Annotated in this window: 11 protein-coding genes and 5 pseudogenes; 7 read left to right on the forward strand and 9 right to left on the reverse strand. The window is 49.0% G+C overall.

What is annotated here, in order from left to right:
- The 4 genes and pseudogenes from O71_RS01500 to O71_RS01510 form a co-directional block, all read left to right on the forward strand.
- Positions 1–394 (forward strand): annotated as a pseudogene (locus tag O71_RS01500) (DUF1015 family protein); the annotation flags it as partial.
- The gene (locus O71_RS01505; RefSeq protein WP_040573409.1) at positions 360–941 is read left to right on the forward strand and encodes a Maf-like protein; all 582 of its coding nucleotides are present in this window, start codon (positions 360–362) and stop codon (positions 939–941) included. The pseudogene O71_RS01500 and the gene O71_RS01505, both read left to right, overlap by 35 nt.
- A gap of 195 nt (positions 942–1,136) precedes the next feature.
- Positions 1,137–1,256 (forward strand): hypothetical protein, encoded by a 120-nt coding sequence (locus O71_RS26960; RefSeq protein ID WP_369750847.1) that lies wholly within the window; start codon positions 1,137–1,139, stop codon positions 1,254–1,256.
- The gene (locus O71_RS01510; RefSeq protein ID WP_007652478.1) at positions 1,228–2,325 is read left to right on the forward strand and encodes a class I SAM-dependent rRNA methyltransferase; all 1,098 of its coding nucleotides are present in this window, start codon (positions 1,228–1,230) and stop codon (positions 2,323–2,325) included. Before O71_RS26960 ends, O71_RS01510 begins: the two co-directional genes overlap by 29 nt.
- Positions 2,326–2,507: 182 nt before the next feature.
- On the opposite strand, the gene O71_RS01515 is transcribed toward O71_RS01510, so the two are convergent.
- From O71_RS01515 to sdaAB, 9 genes and pseudogenes are all read right to left on the reverse strand, one after another.
- Entirely contained in the window at positions 2,508–3,677 is a 1,170-nt protein-coding gene (locus tag O71_RS01515; protein ID WP_007652479.1) for a hypothetical protein, read from the reverse strand.
- Positions 3,678–3,737, reverse strand: a pseudogene (locus O71_RS26965) (hypothetical protein); the annotation flags it as partial.
- 68 nt (positions 3,738–3,805) lie between these two features.
- Positions 3,806–3,874: pseudogene (locus O71_RS26970) on the reverse strand (hypothetical protein); the annotation flags it as partial.
- Positions 3,875–3,926: 52 nt separating this feature from the next.
- A complete protein-coding gene (locus O71_RS01520; protein ID WP_007652480.1) occupies positions 3,927–4,328 on the reverse strand; it encodes a (deoxy)nucleoside triphosphate pyrophosphohydrolase in 402 nt (133 codons plus the stop codon).
- Between the two features lie 37 nt (positions 4,329–4,365).
- The gene (locus O71_RS01525) at positions 4,366–5,358 is read right to left on the reverse strand and encodes an acyltransferase (RefSeq protein ID WP_007652481.1); all 993 of its coding nucleotides are present in this window, start codon (positions 5,356–5,358) and stop codon (positions 4,366–4,368) included.
- An 87-nt stretch (positions 5,359–5,445) separates the two neighbouring features.
- Positions 5,446–6,447, reverse strand: a complete 1,002-nt coding sequence (locus O71_RS01530; RefSeq protein WP_369750851.1) for an NAD(P)H-dependent glycerol-3-phosphate dehydrogenase — start codon at positions 6,445–6,447, stop codon at positions 5,446–5,448.
- A 3-nt stretch (positions 6,448–6,450) separates the two neighbouring features.
- Positions 6,451–7,859: pseudogene (locus tag O71_RS01535) on the reverse strand (efflux RND transporter periplasmic adaptor subunit).
- A 1-nt stretch (position 7,860) separates the two neighbouring features.
- Complete coding sequence (locus O71_RS01540) at positions 7,861–9,339, reverse strand: TolC family protein (protein WP_007652483.1); 1,479 nt, start codon at positions 9,337–9,339, stop codon at positions 7,861–7,863.
- 14 nt (positions 9,340–9,353) lie between these two features.
- Positions 9,354–10,031 (reverse strand): L-serine ammonia-lyase, iron-sulfur-dependent subunit beta, encoded by a 678-nt coding sequence (gene sdaAB / locus O71_RS01545; RefSeq protein WP_040573410.1) that lies wholly within the window; start codon positions 10,029–10,031, stop codon positions 9,354–9,356.
- Between the two features lie 343 nt (positions 10,032–10,374).
- On the opposite strand from sdaAB, the pseudogene O71_RS01550 reads away from it, so the two are divergent.
- The 3 genes and pseudogenes from O71_RS01550 to O71_RS01560 all read left to right on the forward strand — a co-directional run bounded on the left by O71_RS01550 (position 10,375) and on the right by O71_RS01560 (position 13,596).
- A pseudogene (locus O71_RS01550) lies at positions 10,375–11,344 on the forward strand (tryptophan 2,3-dioxygenase family protein).
- 222 nt (positions 11,345–11,566) lie between these two features.
- A complete protein-coding gene (locus O71_RS01555) occupies positions 11,567–13,144 on the forward strand; it encodes an NAD(P)/FAD-dependent oxidoreductase (RefSeq protein WP_007652487.1) in 1,578 nt (525 codons plus the stop codon).
- Positions 13,145–13,326: 182 nt separating this feature from the next.
- A complete protein-coding gene (locus O71_RS01560) occupies positions 13,327–13,596 on the forward strand; it encodes a CoA-binding protein (RefSeq protein ID WP_369750849.1) in 270 nt (89 codons plus the stop codon).
- Positions 13,597–13,676: the final 80 nt, after the last annotated feature.

Raw genomic sequence — 13,676 nt, forward strand, 5'->3', positions numbered from 1 at the left:
GTCCGGTAATGCCTATAAGCTGCGCCTGAAGCCGGAAGTGCACCAGCAGATTGACTGGCCTGTACCTCAGGAAGTCAAAGATCTTGACCTGACGGTGATGCACTATTTCGTGTTTGAGAAGGTGCTTGGTATTGGCCGCGAAGCGCAACGCGATTATCCTGGCCTGAGCTACGTGCGCAACTTCACCGCCTGTGTCAGCCAGGTGGACTCCGGTAAAGCTCGTCTGGCCCTGATCACCAACGATGTGTCGATGGAACAGGTGAAACGCGTTTGTTACAGTGGTGCTATTATGCCGCAGAAGTCCACCTTCTTTTACCCGAAAACAATCTGCGGATTTTTATTCAGCTCAATCAAAGAAAATGAATTTATCTCGTCCGATACTGCTTGCCTCTAACTCCCCGCGCCGCAAAGAACTCATGGCCGGGCTCGGGCTTCAGTTCGAAGTGCATGTAAAGGAAGTAAACGAGGATTTCCCGGAGCATATGCAACGCGAACAGGTGGCCGAGTTTCTGGCTTCGCATAAAGCCGATGCCTATACCTCCGACTTACAAAATGAAGTGCTAATCACGGCCGATACGATCGTTTGCCTGGGTGATCGCATCCTAAACAAACCAGCCGATGCCTTGGAAGCTTTCGAAATGCTGCGGGCCTTGTCAGGGAAGCACCACGAAGTGATCACGGGTGTCTGTATACTCACGAAGAATTCAAAGACCATCTTTCACGACGTGACCAGGGTCTATTTTAAGAAGCTGAGCGACGAGGAAATCAATTACTACATCGAGCACTATCAGCCTTTCGACAAAGCGGGTGCCTACGGTATACAGGAGTGGATCGGCAAGATCGGGATCGAGAAGATCGAAGGTTCCTATTTTAATGTAGTAGGCCTGCCTGTTCAGAAACTCTATACCTACCTCAAAGATTTACAGGTAATCACTTTGTAAGTTTGCACTTTACTGTTTTCTCCGTTTGCAGGTATACCAAGGATCAAATTCTTCTCTAAAAAAGGAACGTTATTATACCTATGCAGCTTAATCTGTTTCATGCTGCAAGGGTTAATTGACGGAATTATTAATTACCATATTCGTTTATAATTTCATTGCCTTATCAGCACATCATCAATTACTATATAAATCTAGATGTCTCTTACCAAATTATACCTGGCCAAAGGAAAAGAACATTCCCTGAAGCGTTTTCACCCGTGGGTTTTCTCTGGCGCCATTAAAAAAATTGAAGGAACGGAAGCCGGAAGAAGGTGACACGGTGGAGGTATACTCCAATCAACGCGAATTTCTGGGCATGGGCCACTGGGCGCCGGGCTCTATTGCAGTGCGCGTGTTCTCTTTTGAGCAAGTAGAGCCGGACTATACCTTCTGGAAAAGCAAGGTGCAGCAAGCCTACGACTACCGTAACCGTCTTGGACTGATCGACAATCCGCATACGGATGTATACCGTCTGGTATACGCTGAAGGTGATGGCGTTCCTGGGCTGATCGTGGACATGTACAAAGACACGGCCGTGATCCAGACGCATTCTGTGGGCATGTACTCAGTGCGCGAGCATGTTGCCAAAGCTCTGCAGGAAATCTACGGTCCGCACCTGAAAGCGGTGTATGACAAGAGCGCCGAGTCCTTGCCTGCCAAGTCGCCGGTGCAGGCTGAGAATGGCTACCTGTTTGGCGAGTCTAGCGGAGGCGTAGTGGTGACCGAGAACGAGAACCAGTTCTTCGTGGATTGGGAAAGCGGTCAGAAGACAGGATTCTTCATAGACCAGCGCGAAAACCGGGAGTTGCTGGCCCGCTACGTGAAAGACAAGTCAGTGCTGAACACCTTTTGCTATACCGGTGGTTTCTCGGTATACGCCCTCAATGCCGGTGCCAAAGAAGTTCACTCGGTTGATGTCTCCAAAAAAGCCATTGAACTGACGATTAAAAACGGTGAACTGAGCCAGGCACCTGACCGCCATGAAGCCTATGCCATAGATACATTCGAGTTCCTGAAAGGCAAGGAAGACCGCTACGATGTGATCATTCTGGACCCGCCAGCCTTTGCCAAGAGCCAGAAAGTGCGTCACAATGCGGTCATGGGCTACAAGCGTCTGAATGCCGAGGCGATGAAGCGCATCAAGCCGGGTGGTATTCTGTTTACTTTCTCCTGCTCGCAGGTGGTAGACAAATACCTGTTCAACAACACGGTGATGGCTGCTGCCATTGAGGCCGGTCGAAATATCAAAATCATGCACCATCTCTCCCAGCCCGCCGACCATCCAATCTCCATCTTCCATCCTGAAGGTGAGTATCTGAAGGGGTTAGTGTTGTTTGTAGAGTAAGACCAGTTTAGGAGTTTGAGAGTTTAGGAGTTAGAAAATCAATAAATTCTGAGTTACAATTTTATATTCTCTGTACCCGAAGAATTAAAAAGGCCTACCAGTGATGGTAGGCCTTTTTAATTTTTAAACTTATGTCTTTAGAAGAGCTTACCTCTTAATCTAAACTCCCCAGCTCTTAAACTCTAATACTTGAGGCAATTCCATGCGGATGCGCCATTCTTTTGGGTAGTAGTTATTAAGCGATTGCCAACTTGCTTTGCCCAGCCGAGGGGCTGGTTTTCGAATTGCAGCAGGATCCAGTCGTTGCTGTTGCCGCTCATACCGATGTCTTCCTTGCGAAGATAGCGCAGGGCCGCTTCCAGGTCGAGCTCTTCCGTGCGGAAAGCTGCTTTGTTGAGATGTTGCGACAGTGCCAGGGCTTGCAACGGCTTCAGCTTTTTGCCTTTCGCTTCTGCTATTTCGGTGCCTGCGTAGATCACATATAGGTTTTGGTAGAGCTGGTCCACTTCTTCGAACAGATTCTCAGGTATAGCAGAGATCACTTCGCCATACTGTACCCAGGCAAAGCGGTCCGGTTCCAACAACCAGTCGCTGACCATGGCCTGTTCCTTCTTGCCAGCGTGTATCAATTTATACTTTTTCTTTTTGGATGATCGCTGTGGCTCTTCATACTCCCCTGCTTTTCGGATGACTGACAAAAAGAACCCTTCGCCCTGTACCTGGTGCGGGTAGAAACGATAGCCAGAAACACCATCGAGGGAAGTAGCTTCTACCCCCCAAGCCGGATCGAGTGTGAGTGAAAGCGACTGCGCGTTTTCCTGATCGGCCAGCCAGGCAGTGTTCTTTTCGTTTTCCGCCAGATTCCAGGTACAGGTGCTGTAAATCAGGATACCGCCCGGTCGCAGGGCTTCCCACACATCCATCAGGATGCGCTGTTGGCGTTGGGCGCAAAGGTTCACGTTCTCGTCCGACCATTCATTCATTGCCTGCGGGTCCTTGCGGAACATGCCTTCGCCACTACAGGGGGCATCTACCACCATCACATCAAAAAACTCCGGTAGTCGGCCAAAATCACGCGGGTCATTGTTGGTGACTACCACATTGCCGCTTCCCCACTTGGTCACGTTCTCTGCCAGTATGCTGGCACGGCTTCGAATGACTTCGTTGGCTACCAATAAGCTGTCTGGTGAGATCAAACTGGAGATGTGAGTTGACTTGCCTCCAGGCGCTCCGCAAAGGTCCAGCACACGGAGTGACTGGCTGAGGTCTACGTGCTGACGAAGCGCTTGCTCCAGAAACATGGAGCTTGCCTCCTGCACATAATAGGCACCGGCATGCAGACGAGGGTCCAAGGTGAACTGAGGTCGCGAGGGCAGGTAATAGCCCGTCTCTGTCCAGGGGACCCGCGGCAGGTTAGGCTGCCCTGCAGCTTATTTTTGTTTAAACGAATGCTTACCGGCGCAGGCTGTTGCAAAGCTGTCTCGAAGCGGGTATAGTCCGCTCCCAACTGGCCTTTCATGCGCTCGACAAATGACTGAGGTAATTCCATACCCTAAAGGTACGGCTATTTGGTCTTTCAGTAAAAGAAGTGATGTGTGTTGTTAGGTCCGTTGCTCATTTATCAGCTCCAAAAATTCCTGTACAATGGGAATATCAGCCGGGCACCAGTTGTAATTGGTCAGATCCTGTGGCATTACCCAGTGATAAGAGCGGTGTTCAGTGAGCTTGATTGTTCCGCCGTTGTATTGGCAAAGGAAAGGTATAAGTTCGATCGTTTTATCATCGTATTTCTGTACAACAGGTGTTAGACGCTGCACCGGGGTGATGCTCAGATTTAGTTCCTCTTGAATCTCTCGTATCAGGCAGGCGATCTCGGTTTCACCATCTTCTACTTTTCCGCCGGGAAATTCCCATAGCATGGCTTGCGGCATTGTTTCACTGCGCTGGGTAACCAGCACACGACCATATTGTTCAATCAGAGCACAGGTAACTTTTGTAATCATAGCTTAAGTTAGTAAAGTGGCAGAAATGTATTAACTTTTAATGTGATATTTTTTTACTTAAATAAGTGTCCAACCAGAAGAAGATCTGTCCAGCCAATAAGCAAATAGCCAGATTTAATATGATACTCGAGTCATCCTGTACTAGTCCGAAGTAAAGCACCTGCACCAGAAAAATATGGTAGGATGCTTTTCCAAGGTTAGCCATCAAGCGAAGTACTACATGATCTGATTGCTGCGGGAAAGCCAGAATAGCCAGGTAAATAAGTATAGCGGCATATGGGAAGGTCAGGAACAGTTGTGATTGCCACTCAGGTCTTATGTATGGCAGACTGAGATTCTGATATTGATAAACGTACAGGTATATGCCACTGGCAATGCCGGCCAGTAGCAGTAACAAGCTATTCTTTTTCTGAAAAGGGGTGGTTATCAGTCGTGAAAGCCACAGGCCTAACGCGATGGCCGAAAAATAACGGAACAAGGCCGCATCGTACAGGTAGCGGTCTTTTTGGAAGTAGGCCACCTGATAAGCCAGAAACTGAAAAGCAATTTCTGTCAGCAGTAGTATGATACTGGTGCGAACAGGCCAGCGATGGAAGGTATAGCCAATCAGGGGAAGTGCGATCAAAGACTGCAGCAATAGCGTGATAAAGTAATTGCCTTTGCCTGACACCGGTAGCACACCGATCAGGTTTTTCCAGCCCAGTGTATAGATTTCCAGTGCGTATACCTGTTCTGATACATAGCCCGCAACTAAGGCGATGATATAGATCAGCAAGAGCGGGAAAATGATGCGCAGGGCCTTCTTCTGAAAATAATGCGGGGTATAAAGCTGGTCAAAACGCAGTGTTCTGCTACCGTAAGACATCCCCAGGTTCAAACCCATCAATACCATGAAAACAGGCACAGCCTGCCAGATATGAAACACAGCATAGCTGCCAACCAATTGCTCCCGCGAGAGCGAGTGCAACAGCAGTACGGCGATAATGGCCAGTCCCTTCAGGATATCAATTTGCTGGAAATGCTGTTTCATCTATCAGGCCCGACCAATCAATATGGGCTTTAAACGCGAAAGGCACACCTCAGGGTATGCCTTTCGTGCTATATGGTCTGTTACGGCTTAGGTGAGTTTTTCCTTCAGTATCTCAAACTCCACAGCCGGTGCGATGCGCTCGTACAGGATCAGGTATACCGCTGTCGTGATCGGCATGTCAACTTTTAGCTTTTTATTAAGCTCGTAAATGCTTTGCACAGCATAGTAACCCTCCGCCACCATGTTCATCTCAATCTGGGCCGACTTTACAGTATAGCCATGTCCGATCATGTTACCGAAAGTACGGTTACGGCTAAACTGTGAATAGGCGGTCACGAGTAGGTCTCCCAAATAGGCTGAACCGTTCAGATCACGGTGAATCGGCATGGCGGCATGTAGAAAGCGCTCTATCTCCTGCATGGCATTTGATACGAGAACCGCCTGAAAGTTGTCGCCATAGTTCAGACCGCGGGCTATCCCGCAAGCCAGCGCAATAATGTTCTTGATCACAGCACAGTACTCCACGCCGTCCAGGTCGTCAAGCGGATTGGCTTTGACGTAGCGGTTGCGCAGCAGTTCGCAGAAGCGCTCCGCCGTGGGCAGATCGTATGAACCGATGGTCAGGTAAGACTGCTTTTCCATGGCTACCTCCTCGGCATGGCACGGACCGGCAATCACCAGCTGGTGGCTGTTCGGAACGTCGTACTGCTGGCCCAGGTAGTCCGTGATCAGGATGTTCTGCTTCGGGATCATCCCTTTGATGGCAGAAATCAGCACCTTGTCTTTTAGCGCATGCTGCTCCAGGCCGCTCAGCGCCTCCTGTACGAAAGCAGCAGGTACGGCCAGAATCACCCAGTCCGCCACGGCAACTACATTGCGCAGGTCCGTCGAAGGCTTTACATAGTTAAGGTCATAGGTCACGCCACTCAGGTAACGTGGGTTATGACGGTAATTAATCAGGTGTTGCACGTCGTTTTCGTTGCGCATCCACCAGTGTACCTGTGATTTATTCTCTGAAAGGATCTTTACCAGGCTGATGCCCAGCTTCCCCCTCCTATAACTGCAATTTTTTCCAAACCGGGTGTTTATTTGTTATTCACCATTCGCTTCAGCCAAAGCTGATTTGTTTAGTGACTTCTCGTCTTTCACGGCCACTTTGGCTCCGTCTTTCAATGTTTTCGATACAGCTCTGAAAGGACCGGATACTATTTTCTGACCTTCTTCCAGACCACTCAGAATCTCGATGTTCTCGAAGTCGCTGATACCGGTTTTCACCTTTACTGATTTAACGGTATTATCGTCTGCATACACAAACACAACTTCTTCGATTGGTCCTGAAGGTGCTGCCGGAGCTGGTTCCGCGTTATTATTTGCGTTTTCTCCATTACCGTTTTCTCCTTCAGCATTCTCTCCTGTTGATCTGGCTGGCGTGTTCGAGCGAGTCGTCACAGCGGACAAAGGTACAGATAAAACGTTATTTTTGCGTGCTGTGATGATGTCAACCGAAGCTGTCATGCCCGGACGGAATGGACGGGCGTTCTTATCGGCAAGGTGGCTGTACGATTCGTTCAGCAAACGGATACGCACTTCAAACTCAGTCACGGCCTCCAGTGAAGCGGCGTCTTTTGCGGTATTTGCAATAGAGGTCACGATGCCCTTGAACTTCTCGTCGCGGCTGGTGTAAGAGTCAACTTCCACAATTACGGAGTCTCCCATACCTACCCGGATGATGTCGTTTTCGTTCACGTTCACACGTACCTCCATATTGTTGAGGTTGGCAATGCGCATGATCTCTGTACCGGCCATTTGGGAAGTACCTACACACGTTCTCCTCTTTCCACATTAAGTTTTGACACCGTGCCGCTTACAGGGGCATAGATGGTGGTTTTGTTCAGGTTCTCACGGGCATCGTTCAAGGAAGCCAGCGCATTCTGAACACTGAATTCAGCGGCACGCACGCTCTGAGCCATAGACTCGATCTCTTGTTTGCCTGCTTCGTACTGTGATTTGATCTGCTGAAATTCTGCTTCGGATATCACCTTTTGGTCAAACAGACTCTTGTTGCGTTGGAAGTTCTGCTCAATCTGTACAAAATTAGCTTTTGATTGCGCTAAACGGGCTTTTGACTGCGCCAGGTTAGCGCGGGCCTGGTTTACGCCAGCTGTCTGCATGTCTACGAGCGACTGGTAGTTGTCAGGACGTATGCGTACCAGCAGTTGACCTTTTACAACGGAGTCGCCCTCCTGCACTGTCAGTTCAATGATCTCACCTGAAACATCCGGGCTTATTTTTACTTCAGTTTCAGGTTGTACTTTACCTGAGGCACTTACTTTCTCTACAATCTCGGAGCGCTTCGCTTCTGCCAGCACTACCTCTGTTCCTTCTTCCTTGCCAATCCAGCCTGCCTTTTTAGCTACTAGAGCCAGTACAAGAATCAGAACCAGAACGCCTATCAGGGTGTAAATAAGCTTATTCGATTTTTTCGTCTGCCATAATTTTATATTAGAAAGAGAGATCTTTGCCTTGGTAGAAATCCAAGACTTTTAGTTTGAAGGTATATTCGTATTTCGCCTGTACCAAGCTGGACTGAGCCGAGCGGTAGGTGTTCGCTACAACATTGAAATCTACTGTGTTGATCACACCACCCTGAAGTCTTAGTTCAGCATTGCGGAAGTTTTTCTCAGAGGCGTTTACCTGCTGGCGGGCAGCTGCGTAGCGACGCTGTGCCGCGATGGCATCCACATAGGCCTGCTCAATCGTCTGACGCAGGTTGTTACGGGCAATGTCCGCATTGAGCTGTGCATTTTGCTGCTGTATTTTAGCTCGCTGCACGTTGGTGCGTACTTGCAAACTGTTCAGGATCGGAATCTGAAGTGACACACCTACCTGCGTGTTCAGGTTGTCGTCCCACTGACGGAACATACCGTAATATTCATCAATACGACGTGTCTCGACATTGTCAAACCAGAGTGTCTGGGATGCAGAGCCTGTTTCGTTCAGGTATACCACCTGTGGCACACGGCCTACTACTTCCCTTTCGATAGCCAATAGTCTGCGGCTGGTGCTGGCATATCTGCTACCTGCACCTGCAAAAAGGCTAAGACGTGGGAAATAAGCCCCACGCGCCAGACTAAGACCTGTATCGGCACTGCGCAAGCGTAGCTCGGTGGCACGAATGGCAGGGAGCGTCTGCAGGGCCACATCATATACCTGGCTTCCATCCACAATGACCGGATTTTCATCAGGTTCCGGGATGTCTGGTATTTCTACCTGAAACTCTTCTGTAGTCGGGATATTCAACAGCTGCATCAGCGTCAGCCTTGCTATATCGCGCTGATTCTGTGCTGTAATGTAGTTAAGTTCGTCTGTTGCCAGCTGTGACTCCAGATCCAACACAGCATTTTCGGCCACGCTGCCAGCTTTCAAAAGCGCCTGAGTGCGGGTGAGCTGCTGGTTGGTGAGGTTGCGCTGCAGATCAGACACATTCATCTGCTCGTTGGCAAACAGGATGTTCAGATAAGCGGTTACGATCTGAATTGTGATATCATTTTGAGCAGAAAGATAGTCTTGCTCACTCGCCTCGAGATCTAAACTGTTCTGCTTGATCTGATTTACCTGCTGAAAACCTGCAAACAGCGGCAACGATGCGTTGACCGATACATTGGAGGTACGGGCATTCTGCGTCTGGAGGCTAAAGCTTACCGGGTCCTGAAATGAACCTGTGTTGAAGCTGTAGTTACCATTGGCATTGATACTGGGCAGTCGGGATGCACGTGACTGGTTCAGGTCAGCCTTGCTTAGATCACGGTTCAGACTGCTCTGGCGCACGTTCAGGTTATTTGCCTTTGCATAATCCACAGCTTCCTGCAGCGACCATACGCCATCACCTCCTGCACCCTGCTGCTGCGCCATGGCGGAGCCAAATCCACCAACTGTTAATCCCAGGGCCAACAAAAGCACCTTGTTTGACATTTTTTTCATAGTATGATTTCTTCTTAAAGGTCGATGTTAGGAATGTAAATCACATGCTTTACCCAGCTTAGCTGCTTCAGGTACTCAAGTGTGATAGGTTTGATGCCAGAGTCCATTTCGATGAACTGGCGAGCCAATTCATTTCTGCCCTTTCGCGACACGTTCATAGTGGCAATGTTACAATCATCCTGTGCGATCACGGTTGCGATAAAGGCGATGCTGCCCTTCACATCATCCGCGTCAATGATCAGCGTATGCAGATTAGCCGAGAAGTTTGCCGTAAACCCGTCTACCTCTACAATCTTGATCACGCCCCCGCCGCGGCTCTGGCCGATCACTTCTACCTGTCGGTCGCCTGCTTTGAGGTTCAGCTTGATCGTATTGGGGTGCATGGTAGAGGCGTTGCCTACCGAGCGGAAGGTATATTTCAGGCCACGCTCTTTGGCATGGTCAAAAGCTTCCTTAATTCGTTTGTCATCTGTTTTAAAATCCAGCAGGCCGGCTACAATAGCGCGGTCAGAGCCATGGCCTTCGTAGGTTTGAGCAAATGAATTATAAAAAGTAATGATAGCTTCCTCCGGAACCGTTCCTAACACCCGGATGGCCGCACGTGCAATGCGCACTACGCCAGCGGTATGGGAGCTTGAGGGGCCTATCATAATGGGACCAATCATATCAAAGACACTGCTTTTTTCTGCCATGGGGATAAAGCGGGTAAATATCGTAAAACCCAAATTTAACAATTAAGGCTTATTATAACATTTTTTCGCCGGTATATTCTGGTGATTTCTACCAACAGTCGCTTTTGCTCTATTAATATCGGTTTTCGGCCCATCAACTATATCGAAATGCACGGCTTTATGAGTCTTCAAAACACATGATGCTAATGGTAGAAAAATGGTTGCCTGGCACCATTGGATTTATTTTGGCAGATAATTGTTTTCATGGAAGGAGTGATAAATATGGGCGTGTCTTCAAAATCTATGCGATTGTTTTACTTTATTTGTAGGCTAATGGCATCTCATAAACCCCCATCTGTATACCATGGAGCAACAACCTTTTAAGCCGGAAGTGCTGGAGCAACTCCGCAGACTGGAAGCCAAGTACGTGCCACTCGGGCAGGATCTGGCGGCCTATCTGGAGGGACTTTACTACACGGATTACCTCAACTACTGGGATTATATTCACCTTGATACCCTGTTGAGCCTGCAGAACCCCCGCACGACCATACCGGATGAAAAGATCTTCATCATGTACCACCAGATCACTGAACTCTACTTTAAGCTTTGCCTGGAGGAATACCGGCAAATAGGTGAAGACAAAGGGATTACAGGTGAAATGCTCTTCAAACGCTTGAAGCGAATAAACCGCTATTTTGAAAACCTGATCGACTCCTTTGATGTGATGGTGGATGGCATGGATCCGAAGCAGTTCCTGCAGTTCCGGATGGCCTGATGCCAGCCAGTGGATTCCAGTCGGTGCAGTACCGCATGATCGAGATTGCTTCGACAGAGCTTCGTAACCTCACCGATAAAGAGAAACGCAAGGCCCTTGGTTTGCAGAGCACGCATGAGGAACTGATGGGCTGCATCTACTGGAAAGAAGGCGCCACCGAAGTGTCATCGGGAGCCAAGACGCTCACGCTGATACGATTTGAAGAAAAGTATACACAGCAACTCATTCAGTTTGCAAGGCAGTATGAACACATGAATGTCTGGGCTGTCTACAAGCGTTTGTCTGAGGAAGAACAGCAAAACCCGCGCCTGATCCGCCAGCTGCGTGAGCTCGACAGCAATGTGAACGTGAACTGGCCGCTGATGCATTATAAGTCAGCCGTACGCTACCTGCAGCGCGACCCGGAGGTGATTGCTGCTACGGGCGGAACCAACTGGCAGAAATACCTGCCTCCCAAGTTTCCAAAAGCGCCATTTTCTACCCGGAGCTATGGTCTGAAGAAGAGCTTGGCAACTGGGGCAAAGGCTGGGTTGAGAAAGTTCTGAATGGAGATGTTTAGGAATTGAGTGATTTATAGAACTAGCGATTGAGTGAGTTGAAATTATAATAACTGAGTGGTTTCTTATGCTTTTCAAAAATCTAAAGTTGATTCTTTTCTTTGTGGTGGGAAATTGTACTCTACTTAATAAGCAATCACTTATTCAAAATCAAAAATAATCACTCGTTAAATCAATTACTCATTCAATAATTAATTTAAGGATAAATACCTTACTAACTGTAAATGAATAAGAAAGAAGTTGAAGTTGTGCTGTCGCCAGAGGTGGCGTACAACGATGAAGTGCTGGAGCTGGAGCTCATTAAAAGTGCCGGAGTGAAGCCGGAAGATGTAAAGCATATCCACCGCATCAAGCGTTCTATTGATGCCCGTGGGCGACAGGTGCTGCTTCGGGTCAGAGCCGATATTTATCTGGACACCCCTCCTGCTGATATTATCTCGCCAAGGTATAGCTACCCTGATGTAAGTACTAAAAAGAAGGTCATTATTGTGGGCGCTGGACCGGCTGGTCTGTTTGCTGCTCTGCGCTGCATTGAACTCGGGCTGAAGCCCGTTGTGCTGGAACGTGGAAAAGACGTTCGTTCGCGCCGCCGCGACCTGGCGGCTATCAACAAAGAGCATATCGTGAATCCTGATTCAAACTATTGCTTTGGCGAAGGCGGTGCCGGTACATATTCAGACGGCAAGCTCTATACCCGATCCAAGAAGCGCGGTGATCTGCAGCGTATACTCGAGATTTTCGTACAGCACGGTGCTACCCGCGACATCCTCTTCGATGCCCATCCGCATATCGGTACAAACAAACTGCCCCGCATTATCACCGCCATCCGCGAAAGTATAGAAGCATCTGGTGGTGAGGTGCTGTTCGATAAGCGAGTGACCGATTTTATCGTGGCGCAGGACGTGATGAAAGGCGTGGTTACGCAGGATGGGCAGGAATTTACCGGTGAAGCCGTAATCTTGGCTACCGGCCACAGCGCCCGTGACATATTCGAGCTGTTGCACCACAAAGGCATTACCATTGAAGCCAAGCCTTTTGCCATGGGTGTACGTGTGGAGCATCAGCAGCGCCTCATCGACAGCATACAGTACAAGTGTGAAGACCGCGGGTGCTGGCTGCCGGCTTCTTCCTATGCCTTGGTGCATCAGACGGTTTACGATAACAAGCAGCGTGGTATTTTCTCCTTCTGTATGTGCCCGGGTGGTTTTATTGTACCTTCTGCCACAGCTCCCGGCGAAGTGGTGGTGAACGGTATGTCACCGAGCCGTCGCGATTCTAAGTTTGCCAACTCAGGTATAGTCGTGGCGATAGAGCTGGAAGACATGGAACTCGATAAGTACGGTCCACTTGCCGGACTGCGTATGCAGGAAGCTTTGGAGCGCAAAGCCTGCGAAATGGCCGGCGGCACGCAGAAAGCGCCAGCCCAGCTCCTCCTCGACTTTACCCGTCAGAAAACCGGTGGAGCCCTGCTGGAGACTTCCTACCAGCCTGGCCTGACACCTGTAGATATGAATAAACTGTTTTCCCCTGCTATGGCTTATCGCCTACGTGAAGGTTTCAAAGCCTTTGGCAACAAAATGCGCGGCTACCTGAGTAACGACGCCCAGATCATTGGTGTAGAAAGCCGTACCTCTTCCCCTGTGCGGATACCCCGCGATAGAGAGACCCTGGAACATGTTCAGGTTAAGAACCTTTACCCTTGTGCAGAAGGCGCCGGTTATGCAGGAGGCATTGTGTCAGCGGCAATGGACGGGGAGCGCTGTGCCGAAAAAATAGCGGCCAAAGTGCTTCGACAGGTATAGCTAAATGGATTGTATAAGTCTTATACCTGATTGCCCTGTAACGTTTCAGGACGTATAGCGGTTAAATAGAGGGAGCAAAATATCTGAATTATGAAAAAGACACTTGTACTGGGTGCTACCGATAATCCCTCCCGCTTTGCTACAAGGCTATACACCGGCTGCAACAGCACGGCCATGATGTGGTGCCTGTGGGCATTCGAAAAGGAGAAGTTGGCGGTCAGCCCATTATTACTGATAAAGAACAGAAGATTGAAGGAGTAGATACGGTAACCCTGTATGTGGGACCGCAGAACCAGCCAACCTGGTATGATTATATCTTGTCTGTAAAGCCGAAGCGCATCATTTTCAATCCGGGTACTGAAAACCGCGAACTGGAGCAAATGGCCGAAGACGCAGGTATAGAAACCATGCACCATTGCACGCTGGTGATGCTGGCTTCCAGCACCTATTAAAATTTTTGCAAAATATTTTTGGGGGGCTGTAACCTCCGAAATAGTCGGGCGTATAATCCAATATAATCAAAGTTTGCAGA

The sequence above is a fragment of the Pontibacter sp. BAB1700 genome (genome assembly GCF_000277005.1).
In the GTDB taxonomy this organism is placed as follows: Bacteria; Bacteroidota; Bacteroidia; order Cytophagales; family Hymenobacteraceae; genus Pontibacter; species Pontibacter lucknowensis.